The sequence below is a fragment of the Duganella sp. OV510 genome (assembly GCF_900100205.1).
GTDB lineage: Bacteria > Pseudomonadota > Gammaproteobacteria > Burkholderiales > Burkholderiaceae_D > Rugamonas.
Map to the genome: position 1 here is coordinate 335,843 of NZ_FNEQ01000004.1, position 17,430 is coordinate 353,272.

Here is a 17,430-nt window from a genome sequence, read left to right on the forward strand (position 1 = left end):
TTCAAAGACGCCATCGTAGGCCGCCAATGGCATAATCCCCAGAGCCATAAACAGACATTTGGAGTAGGCCATGGATTTTCTCCAGCTGGACACCAGCGCCGCCGAGCCGCTATACCGGCAAATATACACGCGCTTCCGCAGCGCCATCGCTGAAGGCACCTTGCAGCCAGGCGACCGCATTCCCGCCGCCCGCGCGCTGGCGCTGGAACTGGGCCTGGCGCGCGGTACGGTGGAATCAGCCTACGCGCTGCTGACGGCGGAAGGCTATGTGGAAGCGCGCGGCCAGGCCGGCACTGTGGTCACGCCAGCGCTGGCGCGTCACGCGCCAGTGGCGCCGACGCCGCGCCGCGCCAGCACCCACGACAACCTGGGTGAGGCCGACTCCTCGACCCGGCCGTTCCAGATGGGCATACCGGCGCTGGATGCCTTCCCGCGCAAGGTGTGGGCGCGGCTGGCGGCACGCGCCGTGCGCGCCACGCAGCCGGCCGACATGATCTATCCGCCATGGGCCGGGCTGCCCGGGCTGCGCATCGCCATCGCCGCCTATCTGCAACTGTCGCGCGGCATTGAGTGCACGCCGTCGCAGGTGTTCATCACCAATGGCTACCGCAACTCGCTGGAACTGGTGACACGCGCGCTGCTGCAACCCGGCGACGGCGTGTGGGTTGAAGATCCCGGCTACCCGCCCACCAGCGCGCTGCTGGGCGACGCCGGCATGCGGGTGGCACCGGTGCAGGTGGATGGCGAAGGACTGATGGTGTCGCACGGTGTCGCCACCGCACCAGGTGCCAAAGCCGCCATCGTCACGCCGGCGCACCAAAGCCCGCTGTGCGTGTCGCTGTCGCTGCCGCGCCGGCTGGCATTGCTGGACTGGGCCGCCAGGGCCGGCGCCTGGATCGTCGAAGACGACTACGACGGCGAATACCGCTATGTCAGCCGCCCGCTGCCGGCACTGCAAAGCCTGGACCGCGACGGCCGCGTGCTGTACTCCGGCACCTTCAGCAAGGTACTGTTCCCGGCGATACGGCTGGCCTATCTGGTGGTGCCGCCGGCGCAGGTGGAGCGCTTTGAACACATCAGCCGCACCTTTGCCACCGGTGGCCCGACACTGATGCAAAGCGTGGTGGCCGACTTCATGAACGAAGGCCATTTCGCGCGCCACATCCAGCGCATGCGCCGCCTGTACGCCGAGCGCCGTGAATTCGCGGCGGATGGCTTGTCGTCGGTGCTGGGCAAGTATATGCAGGTGGAGCCGCAGCCAGGCGGCATGCACCTGGTGCTGCGCATGAAGGGCTATCACACCGACCGCGCGCTGGCGGCGCGCATGCGCGAAAACCGCATGTCGGCGCTGGCGCTGTCCGAGCGCGGCGTGCTGCCGCATATTCCGTCGGCGCTGCTGCTGGCCTTCACCAACATCGACACGCAGGCCAGAGCGCAGGAGCTGGGCAAACGCATACTGAAAATCATGGCCTAGTCCAAAGCGCTATTCTTGGCCCTTCAAGAATAGGCCATCGTGGCGCACAATGGCTTCATCGTCACCAACCAAACCAAGGAGTCATCATGAGCAAGCGTCTGGAAATCTTCAAATTCGCCCCTGTGGCCTACAAAGGCTTCGGCGCCGTCAAGGACTATGTCGCCGCCGCGCTGCCGGCCGAGCTGCTTGAACTGGTCTACCTGCGCATCTCGCTGATCAACGGCTGCGCCTATTGCATCGATATGCATACCCGCGACCTGCTGAAGCAAGGCGTACGCGCCGACAAGATCGCACTGGTGCCGGTGTGGGACGAAGCCGCCGCGCTGTTCAGCGACAAAGAACAGGCCGCGCTGGCCTGGGCCGAGGTGGTCACCCGCGTCGAACAGACCAAGGTGCCGGACGCCGATTATCAGGCCGCGCTGAAGGTACTGAGCGAGCAGGAACTGGCCGACATCACCGTCGCCGTCGCGCTGATGAACGCCTTCAACCGCTTTGGCGTCAGCATGCGCATGCAGCCGGCGGCCCTGTCGGTTTAAGCTGGTTTCAGTTGTGGGTGTGTTACGCTGAGGGTTTCCCGTAGTTTTTTTCTCAAGGAGCCCCCAACGCATGCCCCACAACATCAGCCTGATTACCACGATCGCCGCCGCACTGGGAGCTGGTCTCCTGTTCGGCTATATAGCAACGCGCCTCAAGCTGCCGGCGCTGGTGGGATATCTCGCTGCGGGCATTATTATCGGACCGGCGACGCCGGGCTATGTGGCGGATGCCGCGCTGGCCGGCCAGTTGGCTGAAATCGGCGTGATGCTGATGATGTTCGGTGTCGGCCTGCACTTCTCGCTGGAAGATCTGTGGGATGTGCGCAAGGTGGCGCTGCCAGGGGCGATCCTGCAGATCGCGGTCGCCACCGCGCTTGGCATGGCGCTGGCACACTACTGGGGCTGGACCATCGGCGGCGGGCTGGTGTTCGGCCTGGCGCTGTCGGTCGCCAGTACCGTGGTGCTGCTGCGCGCCCTTGAGGAACGCGGCATACTCGATAGCTTCAACGGCCGCATCGCGGTCGGCTGGCTGGTGGTGGAAGACCTGGTCACGGTGCTGATGCTGGTGCTGTTGCCGGCGCTGGCCAGCTCCCTTGGCGGTGCGCCGCTGGACGGAGCGCACGGCAGCGACGACGGAAATATCTGGCTGACGCTGGCGCTGACGCTGGGCCAGGTCGGCGCCTTCATCGTGCTGATGCTGGTGGTTGGCCGCAAGCTGTTCCCGTGGATTTTGTGGCAAGTGGCGCGCACCGGCTCGCGCGAGCTGTTCACGCTGTGCGTAATCGCCGCCGCCGTCGGTATCGCCTACGCTTCCACCCACTACTTCGGCGTGTCGTTCGCGCTGGGCTCCTTCTTTGCCGGCATGGTGCTGCGCGAATCGGCGCTGGCGCATCGCGCCGCCGAGGAATCGCTGCCGCTGCGCGATGCGTTCGCGGTGCTGTTCTTCGTTTCGGTCGGCATGCTGTTCGAACCGTCGGTGCTGACCGAACAGCCACTCAAGCTGCTGGCGGTGGTAGCGATCGTCGTAGTTGGTAAATCGGTGGCCGCCTTCCTGCTGGTGCTGCTGCTGCGCTACCCGGCCAAGACCGCGCTGATGGTCTCCGCCAGCCTGGCGCAGATCGGCGAGTTCTCCTTCATCCTGGCAGCGCTGGGCATATCGCTGAAACTGATGCCGGAAGAAGGCCAGAGCCTGATCCTGGCCGGCGCCATCATCTCGATCGCGCTCAATCCGGTGGTCTTCCTTGTCACCAAACCGCTGGAGCGCTGGCTGAGCAAGAACCTCGACCTGGCGGCCAGGTTCGACCGCTCGCCCGACCCGCTGGCGGAGCTGCCGATGACCACGCCGCACGAACATCTGCGCGGCCAGGTGGTGCTGGTCGGCTATGGCCGCGTGGGCCGCAAGATCGCTGCGGTGCTGAAGGAAAAAGGCATCTCCTACGTGGTGGCGGAGCAGAACCGCGAAGTGGTCGACCAGCTGCGCAAGGATGGCGTGCCAGCGGTGGCAGGCAATGCCGGCGAGCCGGCGGTGCTGATCCAGGCCCACATCGCCCATGCCGCCATGCTGGTCATCGCCACGCCGGACACCTTCCACGTGCGCGCCATGATCGAAACCGCACGCGCGCTGAACCCTGGCATCAAGACCGTGGTACGCACCCACAACGACGCCGAAGCCGACCTGCTGCGCAACGAGCGCGCCGGCGAAATCTTCATGGGCGAGCAGGAGCTGGCCAAGGGCATGACCGCCTATGTTCTGGATAACCTGGACAAGTCCCACAAGAGCCACGCACACTGATGATGAAACGTGCTTTCGCCGCCTGGACGCTGGCCATGCTGCTGCCGGCGGCGCCGATCCACGCCGCCGACAAGGATGAGGAAATCGCGGTGCTGATCGCCGAAGCGGTCGACGCGCGCGGCCACCCGCAGCCGACGCCGCCCATCATCGCCGCCGTCATCGGCCAGCTGGCGGCCGAGTCGGGCCTGAACCTGGTGGTGCATGCCTATCCGTGGCGGCGCGCACAGGTGATGGCGGAGAATGGCGAAGGCCTGCTGTACGGCGCTGCCATCACGCCGGAGCGGCTGCACGTGTTCAACTTCACCCGGCCGGTGTACGACGCCAATCAATGGCTGGTATCGTCGACGCAGGCGCCGTTGAAATTCCGCCGTTGGGCGGACCTGCGCGACAAGGTGATCTCGATCGCCGCCGGAGGCAAGTACGGCCCGGAATTCGAGACGCGGCGCGACCAGCTGTTCAAGGTTGAGGAGAACGCCGTCTCCACCGAAAGCCGCCTGAAGATGCTGAGCGCGCACCATGTGGACGCGGTGCTGATCGACAGCTTCCGCAATGCCCGGCAGCTCAGCGCCAGCCTGAATTGCCTGTTCCCCAGCGACCATTGGTCCGTTGCCGAAAAATCGGTCGGCTTCGAGCCGCTGCTGATCGCCGTGCCGAAAGGCGAGCCGCTGGGCAAAGTGCTGCCGGCGCTGAACCAGGCCATCGTCCGGCTGCACAAGTCGGGCCGCATACAGAAGGCGGTGGACAGCGTCGCCAACGTCTCCGGCTGCTGAAGACTACAGGCGCGCAGCCAGCTCCGCGCCTTCCTTGATGGCGCGCTTGGCGTCCAGCTCCGCCGCCAGCGCAGCGCCGCCGATCTTGTGGAAGCGCGGCATGCCTGCCGCCTTGGCTTCCTCCTCGGACGGCATCAACTCCACCAGGCTGTCCTGACCCGCGCAGATCACCACGTTATCGACCGACAGCAAGCGCTGTTCGCCACCGACGGTGATGTGCAGACCCTGGTCGTCGATGCGGTCGTACTGCACGCCGGCCAGCATCACCACGCCGTTGCGCGCCAATACCGCGCGATGCACCCAGCCCGAAGTCTTGCCCAGGCCAGCGCCAGGACGCGAGGTCTTGCGCTGCAACAGATAAAGCTGGCGCACCGGCTCCGCCGGTTCCGGCGGCACCAGGCCGCCCGGCGTCCCGACCTGCATGTCGACGCCCCATTCCCTGGCCCAGACATCCAGCGCCAGCGGCAAAGGATGGCGCGTGTCATGCAGCAGGAACTCGCCCATGTCGAAACCGATGCCGCCGGCGCCGATGATGGCCACGCGCTTGCCGACCGGCGCCTTGTCACGCAACACGTCCACATACGACAGCACCTTCGGATGACCGATGCCTTCGATTGGCGGCTTGCGCACCTTGATGCCGGTGGCGACGATCACGTCGTCATAACCATCCGCCAGCAGCTGCGCGCGCGTGACGCGCACATTCAATTGCAGCTTCACGCCGGTCAGGTCGATCTTGCGCGCGAAGTAGCGGATGGTCTCGGCGAATTCCTCCTTGCCCGGCACCTGCATGGCGATCTTGAACTGGCCGCCGATACTGTCCGACGCATCGAACAGCGTCACGTCGTGGCCGCATTCCGCCGCCACTGTCGCCGCCGACAAGCCGGCCGGCCCGGCGCCAACCACCGCCACGCGGCGTTGCTTCATCGTCGGCGCATACACCAGTTCCGTCTCATGGCAGGCGCGCGGATTCACCAGGCAGCTGGCGCGTTTATTCGAGAAGGTGTGATCCAGGCAGGCCTGATTGCAGCCGATGCAGGTATTGATTTCATCAGCGCGGCCGGCTGCCGCCTTGGCGACGAAATGCGCGTCGGCCAGGAAGGGACGCGCCATCGAAATCATGTCCGCCTCGCCGCGCTGAAGGATGCCTTCCGCCTCGGCCGGCATATTGATGCGGTTGGACGCCACCACCGGTATCGACACCTCCAGCCGCAGACGTCCGGCCAGCGACGCAAAGGCGGCGCGCGGCACCGAGGTGACGATGGTGGGCACGCGCGCCTCATGCCAGCCGTAGCCGGTGTTGAGGATGGTCACGCCAGCCTGCTGCAAGGCCTTGGCAACCGTCACCACCTCATCCCAGGTATTACCGCCTTCGACCAGGTCCAGCAGCGAGTGGCGATACATGATGATGAAGTCATTGCCCACTTCGGCGCGGATACGCTTGACGATTTCCAGCGACAGGCGCATGCGGTTCTCGATGCTGCCGCCCCACTGGTCGGTGCGCAGATTGGTGCGCGCGCACAGGAACTGGTTCAGCAGATAGCCTTCGCTGCCCATCACCTCGACGCCGTCATAGCCGGCGTCGCGCGCCAGTTTCGCACAGCGGGCGTAATCGCGGATAGTCTGCTCGATGCCGGCCTCGCTCAAGGCGCGTGGCTTGAACGGCGAGATCGGTGATTTCTTATCGGAGGCCGACACCACCAGCGGCTGATAGCCATAGCGGCCGGCATGCAGGATCTGCATCAGGATCTTGCCGCCCTCCTCGTGCACCGCGCTGGTGACGCGCCGGTGGTTGGCCACGTCGCCCTTGAAGTTGAGCGTCCCCCCAAAGGGTAACAGCCAGCCGGACCGGTTAGGAGAGATGCCGCCTGTAACAATTAAACCTACGCCACCACGCGCGCGTTCACGATAGAATGCGGCGAGCTTGCCGTAATTGTAGAAACGGTCTTCCAGGCCGGTGTGCATCGATCCCATGATGACGCGATTGCGCAGCGTCGTGTAACCGAGATCCAGGGGCGCCAGCAAGTGTGGGTATGGTGTAGTTTTCATAATGCCCGCATTTAATCCCAAATCTCTAGACCTGGGCTTCTAAAGTCCCCGCGTGCTGCTCTTGTATTCTGCCACCCTTTACCTTACGCTGGACAAATGATGCGATTCCTTGTGTTTTTGTTGTTGGGTGTAGGCGCCCCGCTGGCGACAGCGCAAGCACCCAAGGCTGAACTGCCGAAGCTGGAGGTGTCCGTCAACCGCGTGGACCAGGACTCCCAGCACATGTATGAAGTGGACGCCACCGGCTCGGTGAACGCGCCGTTGCCGAAGGTATGGCGCATCCTCACCAACTACGAGCGCATGACGGAGTTCGTGCCGGACATGGAGTCGTGCAAGGTCCTGTCCCGCAATGGGAATGAAGTGATCATCGAACAATTCGGCGTGGCCCGTTTCCTGTTCATGAACCGGACCATCCATTTGATTGTGCGCGCCACAGAGCAACCGATGTCGGCGATCGACATCGCACTGATTTCCGGCGACATGAAGCATTATGAATCGCGCTGGGAGCTGGTGCCGATCCCGGAAACGGGCGGCACCAAAATCATCTACCACGGCAAGCTGTTGCCGAGCTTCTACGTCCCCGGCCTGATTGGTTCCAAGATGATACGCAGCGACATCGAGCGCATGATGAGCGCCGTGCTGGCCCGCCTCGACCGCCGCGACGATGCGCGCGTCGAAGCTATCGCCAAATAATTCAGGCGAGGTAGGCGTCGCGCGAGCGCAGTTCGGCGAAGTTTTCCAGGCTGCCGATCTTGATCAGCACCGGATTCAGGCTCAGCTGCGCCTGCATCGCGCGCCAGGCGAATTGCCACTCCTGTTCCTGCGCTTCGGCCGCCGTCTTGGTGAAAGCCGCGCCCAAGGCGGCGCGCGTGCCGTATTCGACCGCGCCATCGATGCCGGCCCAGCTTGGCAGCGCGCGCTGCACGGCGCGGTGCACGCGCTCGCCGAATTCTTCGGAATTGTGGATGATCAGACAGGCGTCGGCGGCAAACAGTTCGAACAGGCTGCTGTCCCAGACCTGGGAAAAGCTCAGCGTCAGGCAGTTGGAGGCCGGACGCAGGATGAACTGGCCCTGGGTCAGCGCCAGTTCCAGATCTTCGCGCACGCCGTAGCGGTACAGGGTGGGCGGGCGTTGGTAGTCGTGCATGATGTTTCTCACATAAAAAGTTTAACGCTTGCGGCGGACATGGCGCTGGGAACGCATCCAGTTCGACGCAATATAGATTTCGCGCAGCAACGAGACAAAGCTGCCAACCAGACAGATCACCGCCACCACGAACATGCCGGCAATATACTTGTCCAGGCCAAGGTTGGTGATATCACCCAGGAACAGCATCGCCACGATCACGCAAACGAACAGGCCGCAGGCAGTCGACAGGAAGATCGACATATTGATCAGGTGCGAGCGGCGGTACAGCACATCCAGTTCATTCAGGTAGGGATCGCTGTAGGCGACGTCCAGCCGGTCTTCCAGCACGCGCGAGCGGTCGATGATGCGCGCCAGCCGGTTGGTCAGCACGATCAGGTTGGTGCAGACGCCCGACAGCAGGAATACCGGCGCAATCGCCAGCTGAATGATGTGACCGATGTCAGCGGTCTGCAAAGTCATGAGTGCCATTACGCTTTGTTCTTATCGATTAGTTCACAGTGTAGCAGCCCGCGTCTCCCACGGGCCTTTTTCAGGCAAACGCGCGGTTGCGCTTGAACTGCTCGGTGGCGGCGACCAGTGCCTGGGCGATACCTTTTTCCATCGCGCCATGGCCGGCGTCCGGAATCATTTGCAGCACCGAACCAGGCCAGGCCTGGTGCAGCCGCCAGGCCGATACCGGCGGGCAGATGACATCGTAGCGGCCCTGCACGATCACCGCCGGCAGGTGGGCGATGCGGCTGACCTCACGCACCAGCTGGTCGTCGCTGAAGAAGCCGAGCTTGGCCATGTAGTGCGATTCGAGACGGCCAACGCCCAGGTCCAGCGTATCCGACGGCGGGTCCTCGGCCTGCGGCAGCAGGAACACGCGGCGCCCTTCGAAGCGGCTCCAGGCGCGCACCGCAGGCCAGTGCACGTCCGGGTCGTCACTCATGATCCGTTGGACGTAGGCTTGCAGCAGGTCGCCGCGTTCTGCCTCGGGTATCGGTGCGATGAATTCCGCATGCACTTCAGGATGGAACCATTGGGCGCCATCGAGGAACCAGTCGATCTCCCTCTGCGTGCAGAGGAAAATGCCGCGCAGCACGAAGCCGAGGCAGCGTTCCGGATGCGCCTCGCCGTAGGCCAGCGCCAGCGTCGAGCCCCACGAGCCGCCAAACACCAGCCATTGCTCGATGCCGGCCATCACGCGCAGGCGCTCGATGTCTTCGATCAGCAGCTGGGTGGTGTTGTTGCGGCACTCGCCCAGCGGCGTCGACTTGCCGGCGCCGCGCTGGTCGAACAGGATCACGCGATATTGTTGCGGATCGAAGAAGCGGCGGTGCTGCGGCGACAGGCCGGCGCCAGGGCCGCCATGCAGAAAGATCACCGGGATGCCGTCCGGGTTGCCTACTTCCTCCCAGTAAATGGTGTGCAGCTCGTCCACCGCCAGCATGCCGTGGCGGGTGGGTACGATCGGTGGGAACAGGGGCGAGGCGGCATCGAACATGGCTATCCTTTGAGCATTGATAGCAGATTGTACGAAAAAAAAGCCGGGATCGCGAACGAACCCGGCTCTTGCGTGGCAGCGTTGCCGCTCAGGACATGTGCTGGCCGCCGTTGATGGCAATATTGGCGCCGGTAACAAATGCCGCTTCGTCGGACGCCAGGTAGGCCACCAGGCCCGCCACTTCGTCCGGCTTGCCCAGGCGGCCCATCGGGATTTGCGGAATGATTTTGCTATCCAGCACGTCCTGCGGGATCTCCATCACCATCTTGGTGCCGATGTAGCCCGGCGAGATGGTGTTGACGGTTACGCCCTTCTTCGCCACTTCCAGCGCCAGCGCCTTGGTGAAGCCGTGCATGCCGGCCTTGGCGGCCGAATAGTTGGTCTGGCCGAACGCGCCCTTCTGGCCGTTGACCGACGAGATATTGATGATGCGCCCCCAGCCGCGCTCGATCATGCCGTCGCACACCGGCTTGGTCATGTTGAACACCGAGTCCAGGTTGGTCTTCATGACCGCATCCCAGTTGACCTTGTCCATTTTCTTGAAGGTCATGTCGCGCGTGATGCCGGCGTTGTTGACCAGCACGTCCACCGGACCGATGTCTTTTTCGATGGCGGCGATGCAGGCCAGCGCCGAATCGTAGTCCGACACGTCGCAGGGGTAGGCGCGGAAGTTATAACCCTGGTCACGGGTCGTGGCCAGCCATTGTTCCACCTTGGGATTACCCGGCGAATACGTGGTGACCACGCAATAGCCCAGTGCGGACAGCTTGTAGCTGATCGCTTCGCCCAGACCACCCATGCCACCGGTTACCAATGCTACTCTTGCCATGTTCTTGTCTCCTTGCTGTTGATGCCAAAAATCGAAGTAGCCCGGCGATTAGCCAGGCCCTTGGTTTTATTGGTTATGCACGCTCAATCGCCAGCGCCACGCCCATGCCGCCGCCGATGCACAGCGAGGCCAGGCCTTTCTTGGCGTCACGACGGATCATTTCGTGGATCAGCGTCACCAGCACGCGGGCGCCGGATGCGCCGATCGGGTGACCGATGGCGATCGCGCCACCATTGACGTTGATCTTGCTGGTATCCCAGCCCATTTCCTTGTTGACCGCCACCGCCTGCGCGGCAAACGCTTCGTTGATTTCCAGCAGGTCCAGATCGTCAGGCGTCCAGCCGGCTTTTTTCAGGCACAGCCTGGTGGCCGAGACCGGGCCCATGCCCATATAGGCCGGGTCCAGGCCGGACGAGGCGTAGGCCTTGATCCTGGCCAGCACCGGCAGGCCCAGTTCCTTGGCTTTCGACGCGGTGGTCATGATGACGGCGGCGGCGCCATCGTTCAGGCCGGAGGCGTTGCCGGCGGTGACGGTGCCGTCCTTGGCGAAAGCTGGACGCAGGCCGGCCAGCGCTTCCAGGGTCGAGCCTGGTTTGACGTATTCATCGGTATCAAAGACGATGCTGCCCTTCTTCTGCACGATTTCCAGCGGCAGGATCTCGTCCTTGAACTTGCCGGCCTTTTGCGCAGCTTCGGCCTTCAGCTGCGACTGCAGCGCGAATTCGTCCTGCTCGGCGCGCGAGATCTCGTATTTCTTGGCGACGTTCTCGGCGGTGGTGCCCATATGGTACTGGTTATAGGCATCCCACAGGCCATCGACGATCATCGAATCGACCGCCTTGAAATCGCCCATGCGGAAGCCGTCGCGCGAGCCGTTGATCACGTGCGGCGAAGCGCTCATGTTTTCCTGGCCGCCGGCGATGACGATCTGCGCGTCGCCTGCCTTCAGCGCCTGCGCCGCCAGGTGGGTGGCTTTCAGGCCGGAACCGCAAACGTGGTTGATGGTGAAGCCGGGAATCGTGTTCGGCAGGCCGGACTTGATGACGGCTTGGCGCGCCGGGTTCTGGCCGACGCCGGCGGTCAGCACCTGGCCGAGGATGGCTTCGCTGATCAGGTTGGGATCGATGCCGATCTTGGCAATCAGGCCTTTGATGACATGGGCGCCCAGTTCCGACGCCGGCACTTTTGCCAGGCTGCCGCCGAATTTGCCCACACCGGTACGGCCGGCAGCAACGATAACTACATCATCCATTTGATTCTCCAATGCGCCAGCCGGAGCCGGCTAAGTTGAGCGACAACGCGAACTTTGATGATACGCCGTCCACCGGCATGCCGTGGCAGGTTTCAATGCTGCGCTGCCGCGAGAAATTCCCGCAGCGCCACCGTTGGGCACTCATCGTATGCGCCAGTTTCAGCGCACGCCTTGATATGCATCAAACCATCTAAGTTGTATTTTGAAGAAACAATAACTTTTTTTCAAGATAATAATTTGATACCGTCCAGTGAAGACGCGCATTGCTCGCGTATCACGTTGACGAAATCCAGCACATAGGCTTTGTGCTGCTGCGCCGGGGGCACCGAGACGTACAGTTCGCTCCACAGGCCGTGCTCGCCAACCGGGCGGGCGATCACGTAGTCGTACTCGATATAGTTCTTGATGGCCCAGTTGGGCAGCGCGGCAATGCCGCGCCGGCTGGCCACCAGCTGTAACACCGCCACCGTCAGCTCGGCGCTGCGGCGCTGGAAATGGATGTTGGCGGGCGCCAGCACTTCGCGGATCAGGTCGACGCGCTGCGCCGGCATCGGGTAGGTGATCAGGGTTTCGCCTTCGAAGTCGGCGGCCTGCAGGCGGCGCTGCGCGGCCAGCCGATGCTTTTGCGCCATCACCACCAGGGTTTCGTAGCGGAACAGCGGGAAGGTGGTGAAATCGGCGCCGCAGGACGCGCCGATCGCCAGGTCGGCTTCGCCGCTGCGCAGCAATTCTTCCGGTTCGCCATGGAAGCCGGACACCAGGTCGATCTCGACCTCCGGCCAGCGCTTGCGGAATTCGTCCAGCACCGGCATCAGCCAGTCGAAGCAGGTAGGGCATTCCAGCGCCACGCGCAGCTGGCCGGTGTCGCCCTGCGTCAGGCGCGCCACCTCGCGTTCGGCGGTTTCGATTTCCGGCAGCAGCAGGTCGGCCAGCTTGAGCAGCCGCGCGCCGGTGGCGGTAAACCCGATCGGCACCGATTTGCGCTCAAATAGCGGCCCGCCGTAGCGATCCTCCAGTAACTTGATCTGATGCGACAGGGCGGACTGTGTCAGGTTCAGCAGTTGCGCGGCGCGCACCAGGCTGCCGGCCGAGCGCAGTGCGCTCAAAGTGCGTAGATGGCGGATCTCAAGCATGGTCTATTACTTATATTACTTATTTTCACGTGAAGCAAAAAAGTCTTTCATTTTAATGATAGACCGGTTGCCGCACACTTTAGCGCACCAATATGAAATGCAGATGACAGCCGGAATCGCTGCAGGCCGCCTGGCAGGCCGCCAATTTACCGGGCCGCACGCTTGCCGGGCCTCCCCTTTCCTGATTTTCCACAGTAGAATGCTGGTGCCTGCGCATGCGCGCGAGGCTAACCCTGATACTGTCGCCCATGTCCAAGAGCCTGTTTCAAAAGCCCATAGAAATCAAGATTTCCACCGTCGTCGCCGTCTCCGCCATCCTGGCCACGGCCGACCGCATCGCTCTCGACGCCGCGCTGGCTGAAATGACCGGCGGCACCGCCGACTTTTTCGAAGACGATCTGACCGTGATCGATGTCGCCGCACTGCCGGCCAACTGCGAACCCGTCGACTGGGGCGGCCTGATCGCCCTGCTGAAAAAATACCGCCTGAACCCGGTCGCCGTGCGCAACGCGCCGCCGGAAATGGCGGCCGACATCGCCGCCCACGGCCTCAGCCTGGAAACCGCCAGCGCCAAGCCGAAGGAAGAGACACCGGCCGAGCCTAGGCCAACCGCAGCGCCGGCGCCAACGCCGGTGGCGGTGGCCGCCGCACAATCGCAGCCGCCGGCCGCCGCCAGCAACGGCACCGACGTGATGATCATCGACACGCCGGTGCGCGCCGGCCAGCGCATCTACGCGCGCGGCTGCGACCTGGTGGTGACCGCCGTGGTCAACAACGGCGCCGAAATCATCGCCGACGGCAGCATCCACGTGTACAACACGCTCAACGGCCGCGCGCTGGCGGGCGCCTCCGGCAATGCCCAGGCACGCATTTTTGCCTTGAACATGGCGCCGGAACTGGTCTCCATCGCCGGCGTCTACAGCACGTTCGAAGACGGCTTCCCGACCGAATATGCACGCGCGCCGACGCAAATTCGCCTGGTTGGTGACAGAATCGATATATCATCTGTCAATACGGCCAACCGCGCTTAAAGCACACCACTCTGAAAAGGATTATTCGTGGCAAGAATTATTGTTGTAACGTCCGGCAAGGGCGGTGTAGGTAAAACCACCTCCAGCGCCAGCTTCTCCACTGGCCTGGCCATGCGCGGCCACAAGACCGCCGTAATCGACTTCGACGTCGGCCTGCGTAACCTCGACCTGATCATGGGCTGCGAACGCCGCGTGGTGTACGACCTGATCAATGTCATCAACAAGGAAGCAACGCTGACCCAGGCGCTGATCAAGGACAAGCATTGCGACAACCTGTTCATCCTGCCGGCCTCGCAGACGCGCGATAAGGATGCGCTGTCCGAAGACGGCGTGGAAGTAGTGCTGCACGAACTGATCAACATGGGCTTCGAGTTCATCATCTGCGATTCGCCGGCCGGCATCGAGCACGGCGCGCTGATGGCGCTGACCTTTGCCGATGAAGCGATCATCGTCACCAACCCGGAAGTATCGTCGGTGCGCGATTCCGACCGCATTCTCGGCATCATCCAGGCCAAGTCGCGCCGCGCCCAGACCGGCGGCGAACCGGTCAAGGAGCACCTGCTGATCACCCGTTACTCGCCGAAGCGCGTGGAAGCGGACGAGATGCTGTCGTATGAAGACGTGAAAGAGATTTTGCGCATTCCTCTGATCGGCATCATCCCGGAATCGGAATCGGTGCTGCATGCTTCGAACCAGGGTAATCCGGCAATTCACTTCAAGGGCACCGATGTGGCGGAAGCCTATGAAGACGTGGTGTCGCGCTTCCTCGGCCAGGACCTGCCACTGCGCTTTACCAACTATGAAAAGCCTGGCCTGTTGCAGCGTATCTTCGGGAGCAAGTAATCATGGCCCTGCTGTCCTTCCTGTTTCCACCCAAGCCGAAAACCGCGACTGCGGCCAAGGAACGCTTGCAGATCATCATCGCGCGCGAGCGCAGCGGCCGCGCCGGCCCGGACTTCCTGCCGGCGCTGCATAAAGAGCTGATCGAAGTGATCTCCAAGTACACCAAGGTCAACGCCGACGACATCAAGATCTCGCTGGACCGCCAGGGCAACCTGGAAGTGCTCGACGTCAACGTCGTCCTGCCGGACGCCTAAGCTGACGCCGGCTGGCGGTGCACGCCAGCCGCCAGCAGTTCCTGCGCCACCCTGGCGCAGGCGTCCACATGCTGGTAGCCGATCTGGCGGAAGGCGTAGAAGCCGATGCCGGCCGACGCCAGCTGACCGGCCAGCGGCACCAGCTTGCTGGCCTGCTGCGCCACCGTCTTGAAACCGGTCTTGCGCAACACCTGCTTCACCACTTCCCGCGTCACCAGTTTCCCCACCAGCATGCCGCCGACGCCGATCGCCGCTTCATAGGCGATCAGCCGGAACTTCGGCTGCAGGCGCTCGATTTGCTGTTCGGACAGACCGAATTCCTGATTGATATCGTCAATTAACAACGAAAACAGGCGCAGATCGGAGACGATGTCGAGCCCCGGAACCGGCACCGCAGCCATGCCGGCAGACACCATCGCACGCCGCCGCACCAGCTGCCGGCAGCGTTCCCTCACTATGGAAATATCGCTTTGCGACGCTGGCAGCAGCGTCCAATTTGTGTCTTTTTTGCTGCGCATGCGCCCTCCTCAACCGCGTAGTACGTTCTTGCCATTTTTCAACTTCTGCATTGAATTTGACATTTTTCCAGTGTACCGTGTAATGCAAATGCGGCCTGCCACGATGAAAAACAAGCATTGCCATAAAATCATTGATAGTGTCCTTAGAAAATATTTTTAGCCTTTTTGCTAATTTAATTGTAAATCTCTGTTATATTTGGCGTGACTTCTCTTTAACATTTCCCAGCAGGCAACAGCATGAGAATTGCCGTACTCGACAATGACCGCAGCCAGGCAGAACTGATTTGCCAGGTGCTGACCTCGGCAGGCCACATCTGCCATAGCTTCCAGACCGCCAAGGATGTGCTGGCACAGCTGCGCAAAGACAGTTACGACATGCTGATACTCGACTGGCAGGTGGTCGACCTGGGCGGCGCCGAAGTACTGCGCCGCGCCCGCGAAAAGCTGCCGGACAACGCTCCGGTACTGTTCCTCACCACCAGTTCCGGCGAGGACGACATCGTTGCCGGCCTGACAGCAGGCGCCGACGACTACATGATCAAGCCGCTGCGCCGCAGCGAGATGGTGGCGCGCGTGCAGGCGTTGCTGCGGCGTGCCTATCCGGCGCAGAACGGCGCCGAATCGCTGCAATTCGGCCAATATGTGTTTGAAACCCGCCCTGGCCGGCTGCTGATGGACGGCATCGTGCTGGACGTCACGCACAAGGAGTTCTACCTGGCGCTGCTGTTTTTCCGCAACATCGGCCGTCCGCTGTCGCGCGCCTACATCCACGAAGCGGTGTGGATACGCGAAACCGTGGTGCCTTCGCGTACCATGGACACCCACGTCTCGCGCGTGCGCAACAAATTGCAATTAAAGCCAGAAAACGGCTTCCGCCTGGTGCCGGTCTACAGCTACGGCTACCGCCTGGAAAAACTCGGCGCCTGATCCAGGGCAAGGCAACTGCTCATGCTTTGGGCAGTCCTGCGGGCAACATACTGGCAGTAGGGGTATAATGTCCGCATATATTATCTGTCTGGACCCGAAATGCAGCTGCTTGCCGTCGGCCTCAATCACACCACCGCACCGGTCTCGCTTCGCGAGCAGCTGGCGTTCGCCCCTGACCAGCTCGGCCAGGCGGTGATGGCGGCGCGTTCGTGGTTCGAGCGCATCGACCACCGTGGCGGCGATGAGGCGGCCATCCTGTCGACCTGCAACCGCACCGAGTTGTATGCCGCCAGCACCGTGCCCGACCCGCTCGACGCCGGCGCGCATTTCCTCGCCGACTTCCACCAGCTGAACTACAGCGAACTGCGCCCGCACCTGTACATGCTGCCGCAGCATGACGCCGTCCGCCACACCTTCCGCGTCGCCTCCGGGCTTGATTCGATGGTGCTGGGCGAAACCCAGATCCTCGGCCAGATCAAGGACGCCATCCGCACCGCCGATGAAGCAGGCGGCCTCGGCACCTATCTGCACCAGCTGTTCCAGCGTTCGTTCTCGGTGGCCAAGGAAGTGCGCAGCACCACCGAAATCGGCGCCCACAGCGTGTCGATGGCGGCTGCCGCCGTGCGCCTGTCGCAGCGCATCTTCGACAAGATCTCCGAGCAGAACGTGCTGTTCATCGGCGCCGGCGAGATGATCGAGCTGTGCGCCACGCACTTCGCGGCGCAGAATCCGAAAACCATCACCATCGCCAACCGCACGCTGGAACGCGGCGAACTGCTGGCGCACCGCTACGGCGGCCGCGCCATCCGCCTGGCTGATTTGCAGGACAAGCTGCACCAGTACGACATCGTGATTTCCTGCACCGCCTCGTCGCTGCCGCTGATCGGCCTCGGCATGGTGGAGCGCGCCATCAAGGCCCGTCGCCACAAGCCGATGTTCATGGTCGACCTGGCGGTGCCGCGCGATATCGAGCCGGAAGTGGCGCGCCTGAACGACGCCTTCCTGTACACCGTCGACGACCTCGGCAAGGTGGTGCAGACCGGCCTGGAAAACCGCCAGGCGGCCGTGGCACAGGCTGAGGCCATCATCGAAACCCGCGTGCAGTCGTTTATGCACTGGATCGACGACCGCGCCGTGGTGCCGGTGATCCAGAGCCTGCAGGAAAACAGCGAGGCGCTGCGCCTGATGGAACTGGAACGCGCACGCAAGATGCTGGCCAAGGGCGAAGATATCGACACCGTGCTGGAAGCGCTGTCGAAGGGACTGACCGCCAAGTTCATGCACGGTCCGCAACAAGCGCTGCGCCACGCCCACGGCGACGAACGCGCGCAACTGGCAGAAATCCTGCCGCAGATGTTCCGCGGCCGCCGTTAGCGCCCCCCGCTGGCG

General features: G+C 63.0%; 19 protein-coding genes. 11 read left to right on the forward strand and 8 right to left on the reverse strand.

What is annotated here, in order from left to right; genetic code table 11:
* Window positions 1–70: 70 nt before the first annotated feature.
* The 4 genes from BLS51_RS13800 (at window position 71) to BLS51_RS13815 (ending at window position 4,572) form a co-directional block, all read left to right on the forward strand.
* On the forward strand, window positions 71–1,474 hold the full coding sequence (locus tag BLS51_RS13800; protein ID WP_090188970.1) for a MocR-like pyridoxine biosynthesis transcription factor PdxR: 1,404 nt from the start codon (window positions 71–73) through the stop codon (window positions 1,472–1,474).
* Window positions 1,475–1,560: 86 nt separating this feature from the next.
* Window positions 1,561–2,010 (forward strand): carboxymuconolactone decarboxylase family protein, encoded by a 450-nt coding sequence (locus BLS51_RS13805; protein ID WP_090188968.1) that lies wholly within the window; start codon window positions 1,561–1,563, stop codon window positions 2,008–2,010.
* 70 nt (window positions 2,011–2,080) lie between these two features.
* Window positions 2,081–3,802: a cation:proton antiporter domain-containing protein gene (gene ybaL, locus BLS51_RS13810; RefSeq protein WP_090188965.1), complete on the forward strand. Its 1,722-nt coding sequence runs from the start codon at window positions 2,081–2,083 to the stop codon at window positions 3,800–3,802.
* On the forward strand, window positions 3,802–4,572 hold the full coding sequence (locus BLS51_RS13815) for a substrate-binding periplasmic protein (RefSeq protein ID WP_090188963.1): 771 nt from the start codon (window positions 3,802–3,804) through the stop codon (window positions 4,570–4,572). The genes ybaL and BLS51_RS13815 overlap by 1 nt, the downstream gene beginning before the upstream one ends.
* A 3-nt stretch (window positions 4,573–4,575) precedes the next feature.
* Here the strand turns inward: BLS51_RS13815 and BLS51_RS13820 are convergent, their stop codons facing one another.
* Window positions 4,576–6,618 (reverse strand): NADPH-dependent 2,4-dienoyl-CoA reductase, encoded by a 2,043-nt coding sequence (locus BLS51_RS13820; protein WP_090188960.1) that lies wholly within the window; start codon window positions 6,616–6,618, stop codon window positions 4,576–4,578.
* Window positions 6,619–6,714: 96 nt separating this feature from the next.
* Between BLS51_RS13820 and BLS51_RS13825 the strand changes: the two genes are divergently transcribed.
* Window positions 6,715–7,311: an SRPBCC family protein gene (locus tag BLS51_RS13825; RefSeq protein ID WP_307188152.1), complete on the forward strand. Its 597-nt coding sequence runs from the start codon at window positions 6,715–6,717 to the stop codon at window positions 7,309–7,311.
* Between the two features lies 1 nt (window position 7,312).
* Here BLS51_RS13825 and BLS51_RS13830 read toward each other — a convergent pair whose 3' ends face one another.
* From BLS51_RS13830 to BLS51_RS13850, 5 genes are all read right to left on the reverse strand, one after another.
* The gene (locus BLS51_RS13830) at window positions 7,313–7,765 is read right to left on the reverse strand and encodes a hypothetical protein (RefSeq protein ID WP_090188955.1); all 453 of its coding nucleotides are present in this window, start codon (window positions 7,763–7,765) and stop codon (window positions 7,313–7,315) included.
* Window positions 7,766–7,786: 21 nt separating this feature from the next.
* Window positions 7,787–8,227: a DUF2721 domain-containing protein gene (locus BLS51_RS13835; RefSeq protein WP_090188952.1), complete on the reverse strand. Its 441-nt coding sequence runs from the start codon at window positions 8,225–8,227 to the stop codon at window positions 7,787–7,789.
* Between the two features lie 70 nt (window positions 8,228–8,297).
* A complete protein-coding gene (pip, locus tag BLS51_RS13840; RefSeq protein ID WP_090188949.1) occupies window positions 8,298–9,254 on the reverse strand; it encodes a prolyl aminopeptidase in 957 nt (318 codons plus the stop codon).
* Window positions 9,255–9,342: 88 nt separating this feature from the next.
* Window positions 9,343–10,083, reverse strand: a complete 741-nt coding sequence (gene phbB / locus BLS51_RS13845; RefSeq protein ID WP_090188946.1) for an acetoacetyl-CoA reductase — start codon at window positions 10,081–10,083, stop codon at window positions 9,343–9,345.
* A 73-nt stretch (window positions 10,084–10,156) separates the two neighbouring features.
* Window positions 10,157–11,335 carry an acetyl-CoA C-acetyltransferase gene (locus BLS51_RS13850; RefSeq protein WP_090188943.1) on the reverse strand — a complete coding sequence of 393 codons (1,179 nt, stop codon included), beginning with the start codon at window positions 11,333–11,335 and terminating at the stop codon, window positions 10,157–10,159.
* Window positions 11,336–11,370: 35 nt separating this feature from the next.
* Here BLS51_RS13850 and BLS51_RS29710 point away from each other — a divergent pair, with 35 nt between their 5' ends.
* Entirely contained in the window at window positions 11,371–11,529 is a 159-nt protein-coding gene (locus BLS51_RS29710; protein WP_175472574.1) for a hypothetical protein, read from the forward strand.
* A gap of 30 nt (window positions 11,530–11,559) precedes the next feature.
* Here the strand turns inward: BLS51_RS29710 and BLS51_RS13860 are convergent, their stop codons facing one another.
* The gene (locus BLS51_RS13860; RefSeq protein ID WP_090188939.1) at window positions 11,560–12,468 is read right to left on the reverse strand and encodes a LysR family transcriptional regulator; all 909 of its coding nucleotides are present in this window, start codon (window positions 12,466–12,468) and stop codon (window positions 11,560–11,562) included.
* A 248-nt stretch (window positions 12,469–12,716) separates the two neighbouring features.
* On the opposite strand from BLS51_RS13860, the gene minC reads away from it, so the two are divergent.
* From minC to minE, 3 genes are read left to right on the forward strand one after another with little or no spacing between them, the layout of a single operon-like run.
* Complete coding sequence (gene minC / locus BLS51_RS13865) at window positions 12,717–13,499, forward strand: septum site-determining protein MinC (protein ID WP_090188937.1); 783 nt, start codon at window positions 12,717–12,719, stop codon at window positions 13,497–13,499.
* A 27-nt stretch (window positions 13,500–13,526) separates the two neighbouring features.
* Window positions 13,527–14,342, forward strand: coding sequence for a septum site-determining protein MinD (gene minD / locus BLS51_RS13870; RefSeq protein WP_090188934.1), 816 nt, complete (start codon window positions 13,527–13,529; stop codon window positions 14,340–14,342).
* A 2-nt stretch (window positions 14,343–14,344) separates the two neighbouring features.
* The gene (gene minE, locus BLS51_RS13875; protein ID WP_072782712.1) at window positions 14,345–14,596 is read left to right on the forward strand and encodes a cell division topological specificity factor MinE; all 252 of its coding nucleotides are present in this window, start codon (window positions 14,345–14,347) and stop codon (window positions 14,594–14,596) included.
* Here the strand turns inward: minE and BLS51_RS13880 are convergent.
* On the reverse strand, window positions 14,593–15,114 hold the full coding sequence (locus BLS51_RS13880; protein WP_090188932.1) for a hypothetical protein: 522 nt from the start codon (window positions 15,112–15,114) through the stop codon (window positions 14,593–14,595). The genes minE and BLS51_RS13880 overlap by 4 nt on opposite strands.
* A gap of 237 nt (window positions 15,115–15,351) precedes the next feature.
* Here BLS51_RS13880 and BLS51_RS13885 point away from each other — a divergent pair, with 237 nt between their 5' ends.
* Together BLS51_RS13885 and hemA are read left to right on the forward strand one after the other, a co-directional pair.
* Window positions 15,352–16,041 carry a response regulator transcription factor gene (locus BLS51_RS13885; protein ID WP_090188929.1) on the forward strand — a complete coding sequence of 230 codons (690 nt, stop codon included), beginning with the start codon at window positions 15,352–15,354 and terminating at the stop codon, window positions 16,039–16,041.
* A gap of 99 nt (window positions 16,042–16,140) precedes the next feature.
* Window positions 16,141–17,415 carry a glutamyl-tRNA reductase gene (hemA, locus tag BLS51_RS13890; protein ID WP_090188927.1) on the forward strand — a complete coding sequence of 425 codons (1,275 nt, stop codon included), beginning with the start codon at window positions 16,141–16,143 and terminating at the stop codon, window positions 17,413–17,415.
* The last annotated feature ends 15 nt before the right edge of the window (window positions 17,416–17,430 follow it).